The 22,107-nt window shown below is 38.0% G+C and carries 20 protein-coding genes; 19 read left to right on the forward strand and 1 reads right to left on the reverse strand.

Annotated features, from left to right (window positions below):
• Positions 1–50 precede the first annotated feature (50 nt).
• The 6 genes from rlmN to MHB75_RS01760 are packed head-to-tail and all read left to right on the forward strand — an operon-like array spanning position 51 to position 6,117.
• Positions 51–1,163: a 23S rRNA (adenine(2503)-C(2))-methyltransferase RlmN gene (rlmN, locus tag MHB75_RS01735; RefSeq protein WP_141272756.1), complete on the forward strand. Its 1,113-nt coding sequence runs from the start codon at positions 51–53 to the stop codon at positions 1,161–1,163.
• Positions 1,164–1,177: 14 nt separating this feature from the next.
• Entirely contained in the window at positions 1,178–1,948 is a 771-nt protein-coding gene (locus MHB75_RS01740; RefSeq protein WP_141272759.1) for a Stp1/IreP family PP2C-type Ser/Thr phosphatase, read from the forward strand.
• Positions 1,926–3,896 (forward strand): Stk1 family PASTA domain-containing Ser/Thr kinase, encoded by a 1,971-nt coding sequence (pknB, locus tag MHB75_RS01745; protein ID WP_340995547.1) that lies wholly within the window; start codon positions 1,926–1,928, stop codon positions 3,894–3,896. The genes MHB75_RS01740 and pknB overlap by 23 nt, the downstream gene beginning before the upstream one ends.
• Before the next feature lie 18 nt (positions 3,897–3,914).
• A complete protein-coding gene (gene rsgA / locus MHB75_RS01750; protein ID WP_340995549.1) occupies positions 3,915–4,796 on the forward strand; it encodes a ribosome small subunit-dependent GTPase A in 882 nt (293 codons plus the stop codon).
• 2 nt (positions 4,797–4,798) lie between these two features.
• Positions 4,799–5,464, forward strand: coding sequence for a ribulose-phosphate 3-epimerase (gene rpe / locus MHB75_RS01755; protein WP_068454988.1), 666 nt, complete (start codon positions 4,799–4,801; stop codon positions 5,462–5,464).
• Positions 5,461–6,117: a thiamine diphosphokinase gene (locus tag MHB75_RS01760; protein WP_340995553.1), complete on the forward strand. Its 657-nt coding sequence runs from the start codon at positions 5,461–5,463 to the stop codon at positions 6,115–6,117. The genes rpe and MHB75_RS01760 overlap by 4 nt, the downstream gene beginning before the upstream one ends.
• A gap of 55 nt (positions 6,118–6,172) precedes the next feature.
• On the opposite strand, the gene rpmB is transcribed toward MHB75_RS01760, so the two are convergent.
• Positions 6,173–6,361, reverse strand: coding sequence for a 50S ribosomal protein L28 (gene rpmB / locus MHB75_RS01765; protein WP_068454984.1), 189 nt, complete (start codon positions 6,359–6,361; stop codon positions 6,173–6,175).
• Positions 6,362–6,724: 363 nt separating this feature from the next.
• Between rpmB and MHB75_RS01770 the strand changes: the two genes are divergently transcribed.
• From MHB75_RS01770 to ftsY, 13 genes are all read left to right on the forward strand, one after another.
• On the forward strand, positions 6,725–7,087 hold the full coding sequence (locus MHB75_RS01770; RefSeq protein WP_068454983.1) for an Asp23/Gls24 family envelope stress response protein: 363 nt from the start codon (positions 6,725–6,727) through the stop codon (positions 7,085–7,087).
• 18 nt (positions 7,088–7,105) lie between these two features.
• Positions 7,106–8,740 carry a DAK2 domain-containing protein gene (locus MHB75_RS01775; protein ID WP_141272767.1) on the forward strand — a complete coding sequence of 545 codons (1,635 nt, stop codon included), beginning with the start codon at positions 7,106–7,108 and terminating at the stop codon, positions 8,738–8,740.
• Positions 8,741–8,988: 248 nt separating this feature from the next.
• A complete protein-coding gene (gene sdaAB / locus MHB75_RS01780; protein WP_068454981.1) occupies positions 8,989–9,651 on the forward strand; it encodes an L-serine ammonia-lyase, iron-sulfur-dependent subunit beta in 663 nt (220 codons plus the stop codon).
• Between the two features lie 12 nt (positions 9,652–9,663).
• Positions 9,664–10,560, forward strand: a complete 897-nt coding sequence (sdaAA, locus tag MHB75_RS01785) for an L-serine ammonia-lyase, iron-sulfur-dependent, subunit alpha (protein ID WP_141272769.1) — start codon at positions 9,664–9,666, stop codon at positions 10,558–10,560.
• The gene (gene recG / locus MHB75_RS01790; protein WP_340995559.1) at positions 10,553–12,601 is read left to right on the forward strand and encodes an ATP-dependent DNA helicase RecG; all 2,049 of its coding nucleotides are present in this window, start codon (positions 10,553–10,555) and stop codon (positions 12,599–12,601) included. The genes sdaAA and recG overlap by 8 nt, the downstream gene beginning before the upstream one ends.
• A gap of 104 nt (positions 12,602–12,705) precedes the next feature.
• On the forward strand, positions 12,706–13,284 hold the full coding sequence (gene fapR, locus MHB75_RS01795) for a transcription factor FapR (protein ID WP_068454973.1): 579 nt from the start codon (positions 12,706–12,708) through the stop codon (positions 13,282–13,284).
• On the forward strand, positions 13,281–14,273 hold the full coding sequence (gene plsX, locus MHB75_RS01800; protein WP_340995561.1) for a phosphate acyltransferase PlsX: 993 nt from the start codon (positions 13,281–13,283) through the stop codon (positions 14,271–14,273). The genes fapR and plsX overlap by 4 nt, the downstream gene beginning before the upstream one ends.
• Entirely contained in the window at positions 14,273–15,232 is a 960-nt protein-coding gene (fabD, locus tag MHB75_RS01805; RefSeq protein WP_340995563.1) for an ACP S-malonyltransferase, read from the forward strand. The genes plsX and fabD overlap by 1 nt, the downstream gene beginning before the upstream one ends.
• On the forward strand, positions 15,222–15,965 hold the full coding sequence (gene fabG, locus MHB75_RS01810) for a 3-oxoacyl-[acyl-carrier-protein] reductase (protein ID WP_121178146.1): 744 nt from the start codon (positions 15,222–15,224) through the stop codon (positions 15,963–15,965). The genes fabD and fabG overlap by 11 nt, the downstream gene beginning before the upstream one ends.
• Before the next feature lie 117 nt (positions 15,966–16,082).
• A complete protein-coding gene (gene acpP / locus MHB75_RS01815; RefSeq protein ID WP_068454961.1) occupies positions 16,083–16,319 on the forward strand; it encodes an acyl carrier protein in 237 nt (78 codons plus the stop codon).
• A 160-nt stretch (positions 16,320–16,479) separates the two neighbouring features.
• The gene (gene rnc, locus MHB75_RS01820; RefSeq protein WP_068454959.1) at positions 16,480–17,232 is read left to right on the forward strand and encodes a ribonuclease III; all 753 of its coding nucleotides are present in this window, start codon (positions 16,480–16,482) and stop codon (positions 17,230–17,232) included.
• Between the two features lie 10 nt (positions 17,233–17,242).
• Positions 17,243–20,803 (forward strand): chromosome segregation protein SMC, encoded by a 3,561-nt coding sequence (gene smc, locus MHB75_RS01825; RefSeq protein ID WP_340995570.1) that lies wholly within the window; start codon positions 17,243–17,245, stop codon positions 20,801–20,803.
• A gap of 15 nt (positions 20,804–20,818) precedes the next feature.
• The gene (gene ftsY, locus MHB75_RS01830) at positions 20,819–22,090 is read left to right on the forward strand and encodes a signal recognition particle-docking protein FtsY (RefSeq protein WP_340995573.1); all 1,272 of its coding nucleotides are present in this window, start codon (positions 20,819–20,821) and stop codon (positions 22,088–22,090) included.
• The last annotated feature ends 17 nt before the right edge of the window (positions 22,091–22,107 follow it).

The raw sequence follows: 22,107 nt of genomic DNA on the forward strand, positions 1-22,107 counted from the left end.
GCTGAACAGGTTATAATACCTCTAAGCCAAAACGTTAGGAGATTCCAACAGTGGAACAAGAAAATTTAAAACCAGTAACAGAAACAAAACGTGTAAAAAAAGAAAAACCAGTCTTACGTGAATCGATTTACTCTCTTTTACCAGAGCAATTAGAAGACTGGTTAAAAGCCAATGGTGAAAAAGCATTCCGTGCGAAACAAATCTATGATTGGTTGTATGTAAAGCGTGTCGGTACGTTTGAAGAGATGTCGAATTTATCAAAAGGTCTACGTGATAAATTAACTGCAAACTTTGAATTAAGTACGTTAACGACATTAGTTAAGCAAGAATCAACAGATGGTACGATTAAATTCCTATTCCAATTACAAGATGGTTATTCAATTGAGACGGTATTAATGCGCCATAATTACGGAAATTCAATTTGTGTAACAACACAAGTAGGTTGTCGTATTGGATGTACATTCTGTGCGTCAACATTAGGTGGACTAAAACGTCATCTATTAGCTGGTGAAATTATCGAACAAGTTGTTAAAGTACAACGTCAATTAGACGAAGTAGATGAACGCGTATCAAGTATCGTTATTATGGGTATTGGTGAACCGTTTGATAACTACGATAATATGATGCAGTTCCTACGTGTTATTAACCATAAGCAATCATTAAATATTGGTGCGCGTCACATCACTGTATCAACTTCAGGAATCGTACCAAAAATTTATGAATTTGCAGATGAAGAATTACAAATTAATTTTGCAGTTTCATTGCACGCACCAAACCAAGAAGCACGTCAAAAATTAATGCCAATCGCAAAAGCTTATAAATTAGATGAACTGATTAAAGCTGTCAAATATTACACGCAAAAAACAGGTCGTCGTGTAAGTTTTGAGTATGGTTTAATGTCCGAACAAAACGATTCAGTTGAAATCGCGAATGAATTAGCAGATTTAATCCAAGATGTAAAATGCCATGTGAACTTAATTCCAATTAACTACGTGCCAGAACGCGATTATATCCGTACATCGCGTAACCGCATCTTTGCTTTTGAAAAGGCATTAAAAGATCGTGGAATTAATGTAACAATTCGTCGTGAACAAGGTTCAGACATTGCCGCTGCTTGTGGTCAATTACGTGCACAAGAACGTACAGAAGAAACTGCACACTAAATGAGGTGAAAGTTGTGAGGTATACCGTTGAAAGTGATATCGGGCAAAGAAGGTCAGTCAATGAAGATCGCGCAACTGTCATTTCCCGCAGCAATAATCAAATCCACCTAGCCATCGTAGCAGATGGCATGGGTGGACATAATGCTGGGGATGTTGCCAGTACATTAACTGTAGAAGGTTTTAAAGAAAGATTTGAACAAGTCGATGACGAGGAATTTTCAACCGCAGCAAATCGTAAAGATTGGCTCTTTGAAACAGTTGTTGATTTGAACCGTCACGTATATCAATATGCGATGACACATGAAAATTGTACAGGTATGGGAACGACGCTAATTGCTGCTGTAATTGTAGGAAATGAAGCGTCTATTTGTCATGTTGGCGATAGTCGTGCCTATCATATTGATGACGAAACGATTGAAATGATTACGCGAGATCACTCGTATGTGAATATTTTAGTCGATAGTGGTGAAATTAGTGAAGAAGAAGCTGAAACGCATCCGAAAAAAAACTATATTATTAAATCATTAGGAACAGAAGATGTAATTGAACCTGATTTTTATGAATATACATTTAAGCCAAATGAATATTTACTCATTTGTTCAGATGGCTTAACGAATAAAGTAAATCAGCAAGCATTACATAAAGTCATTACCTCTTGGCAATCAATCGACGAAAAAGGAAAAGAATTAGTGCAGCTGGCAAACGATCATGGTGGTGAAGATAATATTACTGTTATCCTTGCACAGCCTCTAGGAGATGGAGGTGCCGAAGTTGCTGATAGGTAAGAGAATTAATGGTCGCTATAAACTTCTAGAAGTAATTGGTGGCGGCGGTATGTCGAATGTGTATTTAGCACACGATATGATTTTAAATCGAGATGTAGCAATTAAGATTCTACATAATAACTTTAGTAATGAAGAAGAAGCACATCGACGTTTTCAACGTGAAGCATTATCTGCTACAAGCTTAAATCATCCAAATATTGTTAGTATTTATGATGTGGGTGAAGAAGAAGGTCTTCAATATATTGTGATGGAGTATGTTAAAGGAATGACATTGAAGCAATACATTACACAATATGCACCGTTAGAGCCAGCACGCAGCGTTGAAATTATGAAGCAATTGACGTCAGCAATTGCGATGGCACATCAAAATCAAATTATTCATCGTGATATTAAACCGCAAAATATTTTGATGGATGAAGAAGGTAATGTGAAAATTACTGACTTTGGTATTGCGATGGCATTAACTGCTACATCCTTTACAAAGACAAATTCAGTTTTAGGAACTGTACATTACTTATCACCTGAACAAGCACGTGGTGGTATTGCAACAAAGAAATCGGATATTTATTCACTTGGTATTGTATTGTATGAATTATTAACAGGTGAATTACCGTTCTCTGGTGAGTCAGCAGTATCAATTGCACTCAAACATCTACAGTCTGAAACACCGTCTGTACGAGCGATTGTACCGACGATTCCACAAAGTTTAGAGAATGTTGTTTTAAAAGCAACAGCTAAAGATGCACAACATCGCTATTTTACAGTGGAAAAGATGCACGAAGATTTAGAAACAGTTTTATCACCTGAGCGTATACACGAACCAAAATTCATGATTCCAGAAGATCATGATGCAACACGAGCGATGCCTGCGATTAAAGAACGTCCTATTCCACAAGAAGAAGATTTAGAAAAAACAATCGCTGTATCACCTGAACCAACACAAGAAGTGCCTCTGAAAAAGAAGAAAAAGAAAAAAGGTTTGTATGTTACATTAACTATTTTGGCTCTTATTGTTGCAATTGGACTCGTTTTATTCATGAATCCGAGTATTATAACAGGTAAAAATGTTGAAGTACCTGATGTTCAAAATGCAACATTAGACGAAGCGATTGATTCACTACAAACTGCTGGTTTTACAATTGGCACACAAACAGCGCAAACCTCTGATACTGTCAAAGAGGGTGACATTGTCGGAACAGATCCAGAAGCAGGTTCAAAGCTTAAAAAGGGCACAGAGGTTAATTTAATCGTAAGTTCGGGCAAAGAAAAAGTAGCGATGCAAGATTATACAGGTAAAAATGTAGATCAAGTGAAAACATTACTAGAGAAAAAAGGCTTTAAACAAGTAACGATTAAAAAAGCATATTCAACAGAGGAATATGATGACGTTATTAAACATACACCTGCAGCAGGTAAAAAAATTGTACCAAGTGCAACAAATGTTGTTTTAACAATTAGTCAAGGTGAAAAACAAAATGTCGTATCGAATCTCATTGGATTTGATGAAGCGGCACTTAAAACCTATGCAAATTCATCAGGCTTTAATATTAAAATCACTGGTGAAGATTATTCAGAAAATCTAGAAGCTGGAAAAGTGATGTCGCAAAATATTGAAGCGGGTACGACGTTAAAAGTAGGTTCAACAATCAATGTAGTACTTTCGAAAGGTCAAAAAGAAAAACCAGTAAAACTTTACATGAAGAAACTCGATCTTGATTTTGACCCTGAAGAAGATGAGAACGGACAGGAAGCGAGTTATCAAGTCGTTCAAATCTATTTACAAGATCGTACACATAACGGAGATAAGGTAGCGCAAGAATTCCGTATTAAAGATGATATGGAAAAACGCATTACACTTGAAATTGAAGAAGGTAAAAATGCATCGTATAAAGTATTAATTGACGGTGAAGTTGAATATGAAGAAACGATTGAATATGATGATGTATAACAAATAGGGAGGTGCTGTATGGCAACAGGACAAATTCGAAAAGCACTTAGTGGTTTTTATTATGTGTACGATGATGGACAAGTCATTCAAACAAGAGGACGCGGTGTATTTCGTAAGCGTGGAATTACTCCTCTTGTTGGAGACTTCGTCACATACGAAGTAGAAGGTAACAATGACGGGGTAATTATGGAAATTGAAGAACGAAAAAATGAACTTGTACGACCGCCCATTTCGAATGTCGACCAAGCAATCCTTGTTTTTTCGGTTAAAGAACCTAATTTCAATACGATTTTATTAGATCGCTTTTTAGTTGTACTTGAGTCTTTCCACGTGCAACCCGTTATTCTTTTAACAAAGATGGATTTATTAGAAGAAGATGAAATAGCTGCAATTCAAAGTTATCAAAAACAATATGAGGCTATTGGTTATGATGTGATGACGACATTTAAAGATGATTCTTCATTATTGGATAAGATTACGCCTTTACTAGCAAATCGTACAACGGTTTTAGCAGGTCAGTCGGGGGTAGGAAAATCTACGTTATTAAATACACTTATGCCAGAGTTGGATTTAAAGACAGGGATTATCTCAGAACATCTAGGACGTGGTAAGCATACAACGCGTCATGTTGAGTTAATTGAAGTAGCTGGTGGGTTAGTAGCAGATACACCTGGATTTAGTTCATTCGATTTTGATACAATTGAGAAGGAAGAATTAACAGGATGCTTCCCAGAGATTCAACGTACATCAGAAGCATGTAAATTTAGAGGTTGTTTACACGTAAAAGAACCAAAATGTGCTGTAAAAGCCGCAGTAGAATCTGGAGAGATTGAAGCAAGCCGTTATGAGCATTATCTTCAATTTTTACAAGAAATTATTGATAGAAAGCCGAGGTATTAAGGATGATTAAAATCGCCCCATCACTTTTAGCAGCAGACTTTGCGAAGTTAGGTGAAGAAGTAAGGGAAGTAGAAGCAGCAGGAGCAACATTATTACACATTGATGTAATGGACGGACATTTCGTACCGAATATTTCATTTGGTTCGCTTGTTATGGATGCAATCAAACCTTATACAAACTTACCATTAGATGTACATTTAATGATTGAGAACCCAGATCAATATATTGAGCAGTTCGCAAAAGCAGGAGCAGAATATATTACAGTACACGTAGAAGCTTGTCGTCACTTACACCGTACGATTCAATTAATTCGTTCATACGGCGTAAAACCAGGCGTTGTTTTAAACCCACATACACCAATTGAGACAATTAAACATGTATTAGAAGATATTGACCTTGTTTTATTGATGACTGTAAACCCAGGTTTTGGTGGTCAAAAGTTCATCGATTCAGTTGTTCCAAAAATTGCTGAATTATCATATATGATTAAACAACGTAATCTAGATGTAGAAATTGAAATTGATGGTGGAATCACTGCGGAAACAATTGTACCATGTGCAGAAGCGGGAGCAACAATCTTTGTAGCAGGTTCGGCTATTTTCGGTAAAGAAGACCGTCAAACAGCGCTACAATCAATTTTAAAAGCAGGAGAAGACGCAATCAAATGACCATTGTCTATGTTGTAGCGGGTGGTCCAACAGAGGAAATCGTTTTAGACGGTTTCCTTTTTACGCATGAAGATATATTATACATTGGTGCAGACCATGGGGCCATCACTTTATTAGAAGCAGGAATTACGCCATACGCAGCAGTAGGGGATTTTGATTCGATGACGAAAGAAGAGTGGCTTACTGTAAAAGAGAGTGTTCAGGAGATAGAGGGTTTTCAAGCTGAGAAGAATGAAACAGATACTGAACTAGCCATCTTAAAAGCGTTAGAATTTTCACCAACATGTATTTACGTAACAGGTGTGACAGGTGGACGTTTAGATCATTATGAATCGAATCTACACACAGTATATCGTATGCAAAAACAATTTCCACAAACGCCGATTTATATTATGAATAAAACGAATCGTTTACAGTTTTTATTTGCAGGTACACATCAAATTACAAAAGATGCATCATATGATTATTTATCTTTCTATCCATTTGGAGAAGCAGTTGAAAAAATGACTTTACGTGGTGTAAAGTATGAAACGACAGATTTAGATATCCCGATTGGTTCAAGTCGTTTTACAAGTAACGAAATTTTAGCAGACTTTGCGACAGCAACGTTCACAAAAGGGACTTGTTTGATGATTCAAAGTAAAGATGCTTAAAAAGACCACAAAAAAGGAAGTCGCTCAGCAGAGTGACTTCCTTTTTTAAATAGAATTAAACGCGTTCTACTTTACCAGATTTTAAAGCACGAGCAGAAACCCATACTTTTTTCGGTTTACCATCAACTAAGATACGAACTTTTTGTAGGTTAGCACCCCAAGTACGTTTGCTAGAGTTCATAGCGTGAGAACGGTTGTTACCAGTACGCGCTTTACGTCCAGTAATTACACATTGTTTTGGCATATTATTTCCCTCCTATTATAAGAAGTTGAAAGTTCATGTTTCACTTCGATATTTCACATACTTTAATAATTTAACATACACGATATTACATTGCAACTGATTTTCGCAGCCTTTCAAGAAAAAAACCTTTACACCTAAAAAAAATTCAAAACTTCTTCCCTTTTCCAAGCAATATCCATTTTCTGTAGCATAAATTGTGACGAACGTCTTGTTTTTTTAGAAATTACTTTACGTTCTGTATGAATAAGCTTAATATATAGTATTTAGTGATGTATAATAGTCACTGTATGTCTAGAAGTTGTTGAATGATTGAAAAAAAGGGTACAATAACATTAATTAATTTTTAATTCAGGGGGCAAAATCATGTCAGTAGAATTACAAAATGAATTCGGTAACATCGAGATCTCAAATGACGTTGTGGCACAAATTGCAGGCGGCGCAGCAATCGAGTGTTATGGAATTGTAGGAATGGCTAGTAAACATCAAATACGTGATGGCTTAACAGATATCTTGCGTAAAGAGAATTTTGCTAGAGGTGTAGTTGTGCGTCAATCAGGAGAAGAACTACACGTAGATATGTATGTCATTGTTAGTTATGGAACAAAAATCTCTGAGGTCGCATATCAAGTGCAATCAAAAGTAAAATATACGCTCGATCAAACAATTGGTATGTCAGTAAGCTCAGTTAATATTTATGTGCAAGGTGTTCGTGTAGCGAACGTGTAAGAGGAGGAACTTATTCAAATGAAGTCATTAGACGGAATAAAATTTGCGGAAATGGTACAAATGGGCGCGCATCACTTATCTCAAAATGCAGACTATGTAGATGCACTAAACGTATTCCCAGTACCAGATGGTGATACAGGTACAAATATGAACCTATCGATGACATCTGGTGCAAAAGAAACAGCCGCAAAAGTAAATGCAAGTATTGGAAAAACTGCACAAGCATTATCAAAAGGCTTATTAATGGGCGCTCGTGGTAACTCTGGTGTGATTTTATCACAGCTTTTCCGTGGATTCGGTAAAGCAGTAGAACAAGAGGATGTGCTAGATGCAAAACAATTTGCACAGGCATTCCAACAGGGTGTAGATACGGCATATAAAGCTGTTATGAAGCCTGTAGAAGGTACAATTTTAACGGTAGCACGCTTAGCAGCCGAACAAGCAGTCAAATCTGCTGAACAAACAGATGATTTAATTCAGTTAATGGAAGAAATCGTTGTAGCTGCACAGGATGCTTTAAACCAAACACCAGAATTACTACCTGTTTTAAAAGAAGTAGGCGTAGTTGATAGTGGGGGTCAAGGTCTTCTATTCGTTTATGAAGGTTTTTTGGCAAGCTTAAAAGGTGAAGCGCTACCAGCTAAAACAGAAATGAAGTCAATGGACGACCTAATTAATGCAGAACATCATACAGTACAAGATTTCATGGATACATCTGAAATCGTTTATGGCTATTGCACTGAATTCATGGTTCGTTTTGAAGATGATAAAAAACCATTTGATGAAGCAAAATTCCGAGAAGATATGAGTCACTTCGGAGACTCTTTACTTGTGATTGCAGATGATGAAGTTGTGAAAATTCACATTCATTCTGAAACACCTGGTGAAGTCATTTCATATGGTCACCAATACGGTAGCCTTGTAAAAATTAAAGTAGATAACATGCGTTTACAACATACAGCGATTGTAGGCGAAGAACATAAAGCCGTTAAAAAAGTGCCTTATGCTGTTGTAACAGTAGCGATGGGTAAGGGAATTAAAGCTTTATTCGAAAGTATGGGTGCTTCTTATGTAATTGAAGGCGGACAAACGATGAACCCTTCAACGGAAGATATTGTAAAAGCAGTTCAAGAGATTGGTGCTGAAAAAGTATTAATCTTACCGAACAATAAAAATATTGTCATGGCAGCAGAACAAGCGGCGGAGCTATTAGAGATTGAAGCTGCTGTTGTGCCAACAAAAACAATTCCACAAGGATTAACAGCGTTACTATCATTTAATCCAGAAGCTTCTGTGGCAGATAACCAACAAACAATGTCTCAAGCAATGAAAGAAGTAAAAACAGGTCAAATCACATTTGCTGTACGTGATACATCAATTGACGGTGTGGAAATCCATAAAGATGACTTTATGGCTATGGAAGAAGGTAAGATTGTCAAAGCAACACCTTCTTTACAAGAGGCAGCACAACATATCATTGATACAATGGTAGATGAAGATGCTGAAATCGTTACAGTTATTCATGGTGAAGATGTAGATGAAGAACAACTAGAAGCAGTTGTTTCATACATTGAAGAAAATTATGGAGATGTTGAAGTGGAAGTACATGATGGAAAACAACCACTTTATCCATTTATTTTCTCAGTAGAATAAAATGAACGAAATCAGAGGGGGAATCGTGCAATTGTGCGATTCCTCCTTTGAATTCTTTATTCGGCGCAAAAATAAGTTATATTTAAAAATTGTGACTGAATAATCTGAAAAAGTAAAAAAACTGCACATAATAGCGAAAACTATAGAAAAAAACGGATTTTTAATATCGGGTTTGTCTAAATTGTTTGGGTTTTAAGTGCATATGTTGTAATATGAGTAAGAGAATAGACATGTAAGGAGGAAAAATTATGAAGTTCACATCGGTTTTTGACGTAATCGGACCCGTTATGATTGGACCGTCCTCATCACACACAGCAGGAGCAGCTCGCATAGGACGTGTAGCAAGAGATTTATTTGGCAAACAGCCAACATGGGCAAAAATCCATCTTTATGGATCATTTGCTGAAACATACAAAGGACATGGAACAGATGTTGCGATTATTGGTGGTTTGCTTGACTATGATACATATGATGAGCGCATTAAAACATCATTTGAAGAAGCTGAGCGCTTAGGTTTAACGTTTGAGTTTATTCCTGAAACAGGCAGTGTGGAACATCCCAATACAGCACGCATCGAAATTGGTGATGGTGAAAAAGAAATGAGTATGGTCGGTGTATCTATTGGTGGCGGTTCGATTGAGATTGCTGAACTGAATGGTTTCCCATTACGCATGTCAGGCGGGATGGCTGCAATTTTAGTTGTACATGAAGACCGAGCAGGTACAGTAGCAAATGTTGCAGTATGTTTAGCAAAATATGCGATTAATATTGGACATATGGAAGTATCTCGTAAAGAGCGTGGCAATATGGCTTTAATGGTCATTGAAGTAGACCAAAATGTATCACCAGAAATATTAGCTGAAATTGAACTATTACCAAACATCACAAAAGTGACGAGAATTAAAAATTAGGAGGCGTTCATAATGGAAGTACTATTTCGTAATGTGCGTGATTTAGTTGAGCGCGCAGAAAAAGAAAATAAATTGATTTCTGAAATTATGATCGAGCAAGAAATAATTGTCTCAGAACGTACACGTGAAGAAATCATGGAACAAATGAGCCGTAATTTAGAAGTTATGGAAGCTGCAGTTGAACGGGGACTAAAAGGTGTTCAATCTGTAACAGGCTTAACAGGAAATGATGCAGTCTTAATTCAAAATTACATGAAGACAGGTAAAGCACTTTCAGGTGATTTTTTATTAGATGCAGTGAGTAAAGCGGTTGCAACAAATGAAGTAAATGCAGCAATGGGAACAATTTGTGCAACACCAACAGCAGGATCAGCTGGTGTTGTACCAGGTACACTTTTTGCGGTAAAAAATAAATTAAACCCAACACGTGAAGAAATGATTCGCTTCTTATTTACTGCAGGAGCATTCGGTCAAGTGGTTGCCAATAACGCGATGATTTCAGGTGCAGCAGGTGGTTGTCAGGCTGAAGTAGGTTCAGCGGCAGCGATGGCAGCAGCAGCAATTACGGAAATGGCTGGCGGTACACCACAACAAAGTGCACACGCATTTTCAATTTCTTTAAAAAATATGCTTGGTCTTGTTTGCGACCCAGTAGCAGGTTTAGTTGAAGTACCATGTGTTAAACGTAATGCGATGGGGGCAGCGAATGCGATGGTCGCAGCCGATATGGCTTTAGCAGGTGTTGAAAGTCGAATTCCAACAGATGAAGTCATTGATGCGATGTATAAAATCGGTCAAACGATGCCTGTCGCTTTACGTGAAACAGCACAGGGCGGATTAGCAGCGACACCAACAGGTAAATGGTTAGAAAAACGTATTTTTGGAACAGCAACAGCGAGTCGTGGCTAACGAATTAACACAACCAGTTACTGAATTGAATGGTGTCGGAAAGGCAGTAGCTGAACAACTAGAACAAATGAATGTTCATACGATTGAAGATTTGATTTGGACATTCCCTTATCGTCATGAAGATTTTCGATTAAAAGACCTAGCAGAAACACCGCATAATGAACGTGTGACAGTAGAGGGGCGTATTGAAAGCGTCCCAACTGTCTTATTTTTAGGTCATAAAAAATCGCGGCTACAAGTACAAATGTTAGCAGGTCGACATTTAATTAAGGTCGTATTTTTTAATCAAGGTTATTTGAAAAACAAATTAGAGCCAGGTATGATGGTCACTGTAACGGGAAAATGGGACCGAGGTCGCCAAGTGATTAATGGTACAAAGATTACATTCGGTACAAAAGATGAACAAGCTGATTTTGAACCCGTTTATAGCGTAAAGGGCAAATTATCGCAAACGAAATTTAGACATTTCATGCGACAGGCACTCGACCAATATGGCTGTTATATAGAAGAAACACTACCTATTGAATTATTAGAACAGTATCGTTTACAAACAATTCAACAAGCACTCGAAGGTATTCACTTTCCAAAACAACTCCAAGATACAAAACAAGCGAGACGACGTTTTGTTTACGAGGAATTACTTCATTTTCAATTGAAAATCCAAGCACTTCGTAAAACGCGTAAAGAAGACGAAAAAGGTATTGCTATTGCGTATGATGTAGAAAAATTACGTGATTTTTTTGATGCACTACCATATGAATTAACAGGCGCACAAAAACGCGTTGTTAATGAGATTTGTACCGACTTACGTGCACCTCATCGAATGAATCGTTTACTTCAAGGTGATGTTGGTTCGGGTAAAACAGTCGTAGCAGCAGCCATGCTCTATGCCGCTGTTACAGCAGGTTTCCAGGGTGCATTAATGGCTCCAACTGAAATTTTGGCAGAACAGCATGCAGAGAATTTAGCGGTGTGGCTGGAACCTTTCGGTGTAAGACTGGCATTATTGACAGGCTCTACTAAGGCGAAAGCGCGTCGTGAGATTTTAAGTCGTTTAGAAAATGGAGAAATTGACATTCTTATGGGAACGCATGCGTTAATTCAACCAACTGTTATTTTTAATCGTCTCGGCTTAGTCATTACAGATGAGCAACATCGTTTTGGTGTGGAACAGCGTCGCATTTTAAAAGAGAAGGGTGACAATCCCGATGTTCTCTTTATGACAGCAACACCAATTCCACGTACATTATCGATTACTGCTTTTGGCGAGATGGATGTATCGATTATTGATGAATTGCCAGCAGGTCGAAAACAAATTGAGACCAATTGGGTGAAGCATGAACAATTTAATCAAGTCCTACAAAAGATGGCACATGAATTACGAGCGGGAAGACAAGCATATGTCATCTGTCCCTTAATCGAAGAATCAGATAAGCTTGATGTGCAAAATGCGATGGATGTCTATCAACAACTTGCAACGGTATTCCATGGACAATACAAAGTAGGGCTCATGCATGGGCGTTTGAAATCAGAAGAAAAAGATGCTGTTATGCGTGAGTTTAGTGAAGGAAAACTTAATGTATTAGTTTCTACAACCGTTGTCGAAGTTGGTGTGAATGTTCCAAACGCAACATTTATGGTCATTTACGATGCTGAACGGTTTGGTTTAGCACAACTCCATCAGTTGCGAGGACGTGTAGGGCGTGGAGAACATCAATCCTATTGTATTTTACTTGCTGATCCAAAAAGCGAAGAGGGTAAAGAACGTATGATTTCCATGGTTGAAGTGACAGATGGTTTTAGATTAGCTGAGAAAGATTTAGAGTTACGTGGACCAGGGGATTTCTTCGGACGTAAACAAAGTGGTTTACCAGAATTCAAAGTAGCAGACTTAGTACATGACTATCGTGCGCTTGAAACGGCAAGACAAGATGCAACAAACTTTGTAGCTTCTGAAGCTTTTTGGCAAGAAGAAGCTTATGCACCATTACGTCGTGTGATTGAATCATCTGGTATTTTAGAAGGCGAACGAATTGATTAAGCGAGAGAATGTTAGGTGTTTAAGAAAACAACACTTGCATTCTCTTTTTTATATTTATATACTGATATTAGTACCAAGTGCTAAAATAAGGGGCGGAAAAAACAATGAAGTATTCAAAAAAAGAGCGACAAAAATTGTTGAAGCAAACCATTGAAGATAATCCATTCGTTACGGATGATCAATTGGCGAGTAAATTTAACGTCAGTGTCCAGACAATTCGTTTGGACCGTATGGAATTATCCATCCCAGAGCTACGCGAACGGATTAAAGATGTAGCAGCACATAATTTTGAAAATGAAGTCAAGACACTGCCGATTGATGAAGTCATTGGTGAGATTATTGATATTGATTTAGATGACCGAGCGATTTCGATTTTTGATGTAAAGGAAGAACATGTTTTTCAACGAAATGGTATTGCGAGGGGACACCATCTTTTTGCGCAAGCCAACTCACTAGCAGTTGCTGTCATTGACGATGATTTAGCCTTAACGGTAAAATCAGACTTAACGTACACAAAACCTGTACACGCTGGAAATCGTGTTGTAGCAAAAGCAGTTGTTACGAAGCAGGATGCAGATACGAACCGTACGTATGTAACTGTGACATCAACAGTTGAAGGAAAAACGGTATTTATCGGGAATTTTGAAATGTTCCGTACGAAAGGTAAGGGTGGAAACGAATGAAAATAGCAGTTGATGCAATGGGTGGCGACCATGCACCAAAGGAAATCGTTGAAGGTGTGTTTCAGGCAGTAGAAGATTTTAAAGATGTAGAGTTCTTACTATATGGTGACGAAGTGAAAATGGCACCTTATTTAAAACAACATGAACGCGTAAAAGTCATCCATTGTTCAGAAGTAATTGAAGGAACAGATGAACCAGTACGTGCAGTTCGTCGTAAAAAAGATGCATCGATGGTGCGTATGGCACAAGCTGTAGCAGATGGCGAAGCAGATGCGTGTGTATCAGCAGGTAATACAGGTGCATTAATGGCAGCAGGATTATTCATTATCCACCGTATTGATGGCATTGACCGTCCGGCACTAGCAACGACACTACCAACTTTAGATGGTGCAGGTTTTGATATGCTCGACTTAGGTGCAAATGCCGATGCTAAACCAGAAAACATTTTACAATATGCCATTATGGGGAGTATTTATGCAAAACAAGTACGCGGTATTGAAAAACCAACAGTTGGTCTATTAAATATCGGTACAGAAGATAAAAAAGGGAACGACTTAACAAAACAAGCGTTCAAATTGTTGAAAGAACAAAATGACATCAACTTTATAGGCAATGTAGAAGCACGTGAATTATTAAACCACGCAGCAGATGTCGTTGTAACAGATGGCTTCACGGGCAACATGGTATTAAAAACAATCGAAGGTGTTGCAGGAAATATTTTTGCGATGTTAAAAGAAGAGTTTTTATCATCGACAAAAACAAAAGTAGCAGCTATGATGATGAAAAATAATTTAAAGAATTTAAAAACAAAGATGGACTACTCGGAATATGGTGGCGCACCATTATTCGGTTTAAAAGCACCTGTTATTAAAGCGCACGGTTCATCGAAAGCACAGGCCATCTACAGTGCGATTCGTCAAACGCATATTATGGTCGAACACCGCGTATGCCAAACAATTGACCAAACGATTTCAAAGGAGAATGCATAATGACAAAAGTAGCGTTTATTTTCCCAGGACAAGGTTCACAAACAGTTGGAATGGGTGCAGAATTAATCGAAGCGAATGCATCAAGTAAAGCGTTTTACACAGAAGCAGATCAATTATTAGGTTTTGACTTATCAAAATTAATGTTAGAAGGACCGCAAGAAGAATTAACATTAACATATCATGCGCAACCAGCCTTATTAACAACAGGTGTAATGGTTGCACAGCAATTAATGGATCATGGTGTCCATCCAGACTTCACAGCGGGACACAGTTTAGGTGAATACGCTGCACTTGTTGCTTCAGGCGTTATGCGTTTTGAAGATGCGGTTGTAGCCGTACATAAACGTGGTCTTTTTATGAATGATGCAGTTCCAGCAGGACAAGGTTCAATGGCAGCTGTACTTGGTTTAGATGCAGAAGCATTACAAACTGTAACAGATGCTGCTTCAGAAGAAGTGGGAGAAGTTGTACAATTAGCAAACTTGAACTGCCCAGGACAAATTGTTATCTCGGGTACAGCGAAAGCAGTAGAAGTAGCAAGTGAAAAAGCAAAAGAAGCAGGCGCGCGTCGCGTATTACCATTGGTTGTGAGTGGACCGTTCCATTCAGAATTAATGCGTCCAGCTGCTTCGAAATTACAAGAGATGTTAGCAGACATTCAGATGAATGATGCGAAAGCACCTGTAATTGCAAATGTCACAGCAAAAGCAGTAACGGATGCTACAGAAATTCGTTCACTATTAGTCGAACAACTATACTCACCTGTTCGTTGGGAAGAAACAGTACGTCAACTAGTAGCAGAAGGCGTAGATACATTCATTGAATGTGGTCCAGGTAAAGTATTAAGTGGATTAGTGAAAAAAGTAGATCGTAAATTAACAACATACTGTGTATTTGATGAAGCATCATTACAACAAGTTGTAGAAGCAGCGAAGGAGTGGAATACAAGTGAAGTTTAATGGACAAGCAGCAATCGTAACAGGGGCATCGCGTGGAATCGGACGCGAGATCGCACTTAAATTAGCAGAAGAAGGCGCTAAAGTAGTTGTAAACTATAGCGGTTCAAAAGAAAAAGCAGAAGCAGTAGCAGCAGAAATTATTGCAAAAGGTGGCGAAGCAATCGTACACCAAGCAAATGTTGCCAATGCGGATGAAGTAAAAGGTTTAGTTGATGCGACAATGGCTGCTTTTGGCTCTGTAGATATTTTAGTGAATAATGCGGGTATTACACGCGATAACCTGATTATGCGTATGAAAGAAGAAGATTGGGATGCAGTAATTGATACGAACTTAAAATCAGTATTCTTATGTACAAAAGCAGTAAGTCGTCAAATGATGAAACAACGCTCAGGTAGTATTGTAAACGTTGCATCTATCGTAGGTGTGGCTGGTAATGCAGGTCAAGCAAACTATGTAGCATCTAAAGCAGGCGTGATTGGTTTAACTAAAACGACTGCAAAAGAATTTGCAGCACGTCATATTCGTGTAAATGCAGTAGCACCAGGATTCATCGAGACAGAAATGACAGATGTACTACCAGAAGATGTAAAAGAAACAATGTTAACACAAATTCCACTTGCAAAATTAGGGCAAGCAAAAGAAATTGCAAATGTTGTTGCCTTCCTTGCATCAGATGAAGCAAGCTATATGACAGGTCAAACTTTACATGTCGATGGCGGTATGGTAATGTAACTTTTGCATTAAATGCACGAAAAAATATATTCAAAATCAAGAGAGTAAGGTATACTACAAAAAGTGGTCATACCAGTTGTGATGAATATGCAAATTTATTGAGGGGAGGTGAGTATTTTGGCTACAGTACTTGAACGCGTAACAAAAGTTGTCGTTGACCGTCTTGGTGTTGACGAAAGCGAAGTAACATTAGAAGCTTCTTTCAAAGAGGACCTAGGTGCAGACTCACTAGATGTTGTTGAACTAGTAATGGAACTTGAAGAAGAATTCGATATGCAAATCGACGATGAGGATGCTGAAAAAATTTCTACAGTTGGATCAGCAGTAAGCTTCATCGAAAGCAAAATTGGCTAATTCGATTTTACATACTTTAGAAGTATGTATACTTATCATAAAGTCCCCGTTTCTGAACGGGGGCTTTTTTTATGCAGATTGCTAAATAATTTTGCACTATTGAGCATAAACGAGTAAAATTGACTATGTACGTAAAGCTAAAAAATAAGAGGTTGATAAAATGAGAATAGAAGAATTATCTCAGAAAAACAGTGCGATTTCTGAGCATGCGAAAAAGAAGTTTGAAGAATTACAAAAGAATTTAAAAATCAGCTTTCACAATAAAAACCTACTATATAATGCTTTCACACATTCATCTTACGTAAACGAACATCGACGTAAAGGATTTGAAGATAATGAAAGATTAGAGTTTTTAGGAGATGCTGTATTAGAGCTAACTGTTTCTAAGTTTTTATTCCTAATGTTTCCTAAGATGACAGAGGGTGAACTAACGAAATTGCGTGCTGCGATTGTCTGTGAGCCATCATTAGTAACTTTTGCAAATGAGTTATCCTTTGGTCATTATGTCCTTTTAGGAAAAGGTGAGGAACTGACAGGTGGTCGTGAACGTCCGGCATTATTAGCCGATTGTTTTGAGGCATTCATTGGTGCACTTTATTTAGACCAAGGTTTAGAAACAGTTGTTGCATTTTTGGAAAAAGTTGTTTTCCCAAAAGTTGAGCTCGGCACATTTTCTCATGTTGTAGATTTTAAAAGTCAGCTACAAGAAATGATTCAACAAGCGAATTCGGGTGTGTTGACTTATGAGATTATTAAAGAGCAAGGACCAGCCCATAATCGTACATTCATTTCACGTGTTACATTAAACGGTGAGACGCTTGGAGAGGGTAATGGTAAATCGAAGAAGGAAGCTGAACAAAAAGCCGCACAAACAGCGATGCGCGCGCTAAAAGAGCAGTTCCCAAAAGGGTAGGTGAATTACGGTGTATCTTAAACGATTAGAAGTGATTGGATTTAAGTCATTTGCTGAACGAATTGGGATTGATTTTGTACCAGGTGTGACGGCGGTAGTTGGTCCGAATGGTAGTGGGAAAAGTAATGTAACTGATGCAATTCGTTGGGTATTAGGTGAACAATCAGCTAAATCACTTCGTGGTGCCAAGATGGAAGACATCATCTTCGCAGGAAGTGAATCGCGAAAAGCACTGAATTTTGCAGAAGTTACATTAATCCTTGATAACGAAGACGAGCGTTTACCAATTTCGTATAACGAAGTTAGTGTAACGCGTCGTGTTTATCGTTCAGGCGAAAGTGAATATTTATTAAATAAACAAACTTGCCGTCTAAAAGATATTACGGATTTATTTTTAGATTCTGGTTTAGGTAAAGAAGCGTTCTCGATTATTTCACAAGGTCGCGTCGATGAAATTTTAAATAGTAAGCCTGATGATCGTCGCGCTATTTTTGAAGAGGCTGCAGGTGTTTTAAAGTATAAAAAACGCCGCAAAAAAGCAGAGCATAAATTGTTTGAAACAGATGATAACTTGAATCGCGTACTTGATATTCTACATGAATTAGATGAGCGAATTGAACCACTTCAATTACAAGCTTCAACTGCTAAAGACTACTTAGAGATGAAGGACACACTCCGCCAATTTGATATTGGTGTATTAATTCATGATATTGAACAAATCGATCACACCGTTGCGAAGTTATTACAAGACCAACATCAGTGGAATACGTCGCAACAAGAAAAACTTGTCGAAATTCAAAAGTTGGAGCAGCATATTGCGTCAATGAAAGACGAGTTACTTCAAGTTGGTCAAAAACTAGATGCAGATCAAAAAACAGTTGTAGAAGTAAGTGAAAACTACGCACGACTACAGGGCGAACAAAATCTATTTGCAGAAAAGCAAAAAAATGCTTCTGCACAATTAAGTAAGCTAAAAGAATCTTTAAAACAAGCACAGTCTAAAAGAGATCAGTGGCAGAAGTCGCTTATTGAAAAAGAGCATGCTTTAAAAGAGGCGCAAAATCATGTACACAAGTTACGAAAACATGTGAAACAATTAGAAACGGATTTAAACCGCTCAACAGATGAATTAGATGCAGAAATTGAAGATCAAAAAAGTACATATATCGAACGTTTAAATGAACAAGCGGCAACGAAAAATGAACTGAAAAGTATCGAGCAACAAATTCAACAGCAGCGTCAGTCCGATGAAAAAATCACATCAAAATCAAGTGAATTAACCGCTGAGTTGCAACAAGCACAAGCAACGTTAGCAGAAGTAGAGCCGAAGTTAGATGCAATTCGATTAGAAATTGCAGAGCATTTAAAAGACTATGAAGCGACACAAGCCGAATTACAAAAAGCGAATACCCAATTAGCTGAAAAGCAAAAAATGCTTTATGAAGGTTATAATCACGTACAACAATTGCGTTCAAGACGCGATACATTAGCTGAACTAGAGGCTGATTTTGCAGGGTTTTATCAAGGCGTTAAAGCGGTATTAAAGGCGCGTGAACAAAACCAATTACAAGGTGTACAAGGTGCAGTTGCTGAATTGATTCACGCAAAAGGAGCTTATACACAAGCGATTGAAACAGCGCTTGGGGCAGCGATGCAGCATATTGTAACGGCAACCGATGAAGATGCAAAAAGAGCCATTCGTTATTTAAAACAAGTGCGTGCAGGACGTGCGACATTCTTACCGATGAATATTATGAAATCGCGTAAGCTATCAAAAGCAGCGCTACAACCAATCCTTGATCACCCTTCATTTATTCAAACTGCTGATGAACTTGTTCAAGTTGATGAACGTTATCGTAGTATTGCAGAAAACTTATTAGGGCATATTCTAGTTGTAAAAGACTTAGATGGTGCAACGCAAATTGCGAAGTTTTTACAATATCGCTATCGTGTTGTGACATTAGATGGTGATGTTGTGAACGCGGGTGGTTCGATGTCTGGTGGCGGTGCGAATAAGCAACAAAATACCGTATTCAGTCGTAAAGCAGAACTGGAAACATTACAAGCTAATTTAGTTGAGATGGAAGCAACCATTCAGCAAGCTGAAAAGGTTGTGGCTGAATGGCAACAAAAAGCACAATCTGCTGCAACACTACTTGACGTACAACGTGATCATGGTGAGCAATTACGTGTTCAAGAGAATGAATTAGAAGCTACGTATCAGGCGACTGTGACGCAAGAGAAGATGTTACAACAAAGCCTATCGATTTATGGTTCTGAACAACAAGATACAACGTCACGCCATGCGATGCTTGTAACAAAGCAAGAAGCTTTAGTACAACAACTTGATCAAACAGCGAAAGAAATTCAGCACTTAGAACAAGAAATTGAGCGTTTGAACGAATTGAAAGTTCAAATGAAAACAGCGCGTGATACATTATTAAATGAATTAGCGAATCAGCGTGAAGACCATGCACAAGCAATGGGTAAATTCGAAAGTATTCAAACTTCTACAGAAGAAACAAGAAGTTACTTTAATGAAGCAGCCGAAGAAGTATCTAAAATTCGACGTGAAATCGAATTTGTTACAAAAGGTGATGCAACTACGGGGCTTTCTGAAGAACAGTTCGAACAAGAGATTGCAAAACAATTAAAACGTAAGCAACAACTCGAAACAGCGATTGAACAATCCGTTGAAAAACGTGCTAACTTACAGCAACGCGTTGATGAAGAAACGACTACATTAAAAGAGATGCAGCGAATTCACCAACAATTTGTCAATGAACAAAACCAAGTGAAAATTCAACTTGGAAAACTAGAAGTAAAGCGCGCAAACGCTGTTGAACAATTACAGCAAAACTATGATTTAACGTTTGAAGAAGCGCAACTAGAACCTGCATTAGAAGTGGATTTAGAAGTAGCGAAACGTAAAGTAAATATGCTATCTCAATCTATTAAGGAGCTAGGAGATGTCAATATTTCTGCGATTGAAGAATACGAGGCTGTTGCAGAGCGTTATGAATTTTTAACATCACAGCGTAATGATTTACTCGAAGCGAAAGACACATTGTATGAAGCAATTCGTGAGATGGATGAAGAGATGACGACACGCTTTGGAACAACATTTAAACAAATTCGCATGCACTTCCAGGAAGTGTTCAAAGAATTATTTGGCGGGGGAAAAGCAGATTTAATTTTGCTAGAACCAGATCAATTATTAACATCAGGTATTGAGATTGTTGCACAACCACCAGGGAAAAAACTGCAAAATCTAGGTTTACTTTCAGGTGGCGAACGTGCATTAACAGCTATCGCTTTATTATTTGCCATCTTGCGCACACGCCCAGTTCCATTCTGTATTTTAGATGAAGTAGAGGCAGCGTTAGATGAAGCGAATGTATCGCGCTACAGTCAATATTTGAAAAAATTCAGTGAAGATACACAATTCATTGTGATTACACATAAAAAGGTAACAATGGAAGGCGCGGATGTCTTATATGGTATTACGATGCAAGAACAAGGTGTATCTAAGTTAGTATCCGTTAAGTTAGAACAAGAAACAGTGTCCTAAAGGAGCGAATAAAACATGAGCTTTTTAAAGCGTATGAAAGAAAAATTGATGGGTGGACCATCAAAAGAAGAAGTGAAAGAACCAGAACAACAGGTAGAAGAAGTTGTTGAAACAGAAGAACCAGTTCAAGCGGAATTACCTGCTGTAGAAGAAGTAAAAGAGCAGGAAGTCGTTGAAGAAACAACAAAACCTGTTGAAGAAACAACAAAACCTGTTGAAGAAGAAACGGTTGAAACTGTACAAGAAGAAAAACAAGAAGTTGCCATTGTTGAAGAAGTAAAAGACGAACCAGAGGCAGAAAAAGAATCAAAAGGTTGGTTCCGTTCAGCTTTCTCAATTACTGAAAAGTTCAAATCAGGATTAACGAAAACACGCGACTCATTTACATCAAAAGTAAATGACTTAGTTGCACGTTACCGTACAGTAGACGAAGATTTCTTTGAAGAATTAGAAGAAGTACTTTTACAAGCCGACGTTGGTTTTGAAACGGTTATGGAATTAACAGAAATTCTACGCTATGAAGTACAGAAGAAAAATATCAAATCAACAGATGGAATCCAAGCATTAATCTCTGAAAAATTAGTAGAGATTTATGAAAAAGCTGGAGACGACCATATTGAATTGAATTTACAACCAAAAGGCGAATTAACGGTGATTCTATTCGTAGGTGTAAATGGTGTTGGTAAAACAACGACAATCGGTAAATTAGCACACCGTTTAAAATCAGAAGGACGTTCAGTTATGTTAGCTGCTGGTGATACATTCCGTGCAGGTGCAATCGACCAATTACAAGTATGGGGCGATCGTGTCGGTGTTGAAGTGATTAAGCAATCGGAAGGTTCAGACCCAGCGGCTGTTATGTACGATGCTGTACATGCAGCGAAGAACCGCGGTGTGGACGTATTAATTTGCGATACAGCAGGTCGTCTACAAAATAAAGTAAACTTAATGAAGGAGCTTGAAAAAGTACATCGCGTCATCTCACGTGAAGTGCCAAATGCACCGCATGAAGTGTTATTAGCACTTGATGCAACAACAGGACAAAATGCATTAATTCAAGCGCAAACTTTTAAAGAAGCAACGAATGTTACAGGAATTGTCTTAACAAAATTAGATGGTACAGCTAAAGGTGGTATCGTAATTGCTATTCGTAATAAACTGCATATTCCAGTAAAATTCGTAGGACTTGGTGAGAAGATGGACGATTTACAACCATTTGACCCAGAGCGCTATGTGTATGGCTTATTTGCAGATGCATTAGATGAGCAATTAAAAGAAGAAGAATAGGCTTCTCTTTGAATCCT

Origin of the sequence: Kurthia sp. FSL E2-0154 (assembly GCF_038003625.1) — a bacterium.
GTDB lineage: Bacteria > Bacillota > Bacilli > Bacillales_A > Planococcaceae > Kurthia > Kurthia gibsonii.

What these genes read in the sequence shown, in the direction of transcription:
- ftsY (WP_340995573.1), top strand. Translation starts at nt 20,819, where the DNA reads ATGAGCTTTTTAAAGCGTATGAAAGAAAAATTGATGGGTGGACCATCA.
- fapR (WP_068454973.1), top strand. Translation starts at nt 12,706, where the DNA reads ATGAAGTATTCAAAAAAAGAGCGACAAAAATTGTTGAAGCAAACCATT.
- plsX (WP_340995561.1), top strand. Translation starts at nt 13,281, where the DNA reads ATGAAAATAGCAGTTGATGCAATGGGTGGCGACCATGCACCAAAGGAA.
- fabD (WP_340995563.1), top strand. Translation starts at nt 14,273, where the DNA reads ATGACAAAAGTAGCGTTTATTTTCCCAGGACAAGGTTCACAAACAGTT.
- rnc (WP_068454959.1), top strand. Translation starts at nt 16,480, where the DNA reads ATGAGAATAGAAGAATTATCTCAGAAAAACAGTGCGATTTCTGAGCAT.
- MHB75_RS01760 (WP_340995553.1), top strand. Translation starts at nt 5,461, where the DNA reads ATGACCATTGTCTATGTTGTAGCGGGTGGTCCAACAGAGGAAATCGTT.
- rsgA (WP_340995549.1), top strand. Translation starts at nt 3,915, where the DNA reads ATGGCAACAGGACAAATTCGAAAAGCACTTAGTGGTTTTTATTATGTG.
- rpe (WP_068454988.1), top strand. Translation starts at nt 4,799, where the DNA reads ATGATTAAAATCGCCCCATCACTTTTAGCAGCAGACTTTGCGAAGTTA.
- sdaAB (WP_068454981.1), top strand. Translation starts at nt 8,989, where the DNA reads ATGAAGTTCACATCGGTTTTTGACGTAATCGGACCCGTTATGATTGGA.
- MHB75_RS01770 (WP_068454983.1), top strand. Translation starts at nt 6,725, where the DNA reads ATGTCAGTAGAATTACAAAATGAATTCGGTAACATCGAGATCTCAAAT.
- sdaAA (WP_141272769.1), top strand. Translation starts at nt 9,664, where the DNA reads ATGGAAGTACTATTTCGTAATGTGCGTGATTTAGTTGAGCGCGCAGAA.
- rpmB (WP_068454984.1), bottom strand. Translation starts at nt 6,361, where the DNA reads ATGCCAAAACAATGTGTAATTACTGGACGTAAAGCGCGTACTGGTAAC.
- MHB75_RS01775 (WP_141272767.1), top strand. Translation starts at nt 7,106, where the DNA reads ATGAAGTCATTAGACGGAATAAAATTTGCGGAAATGGTACAAATGGGC.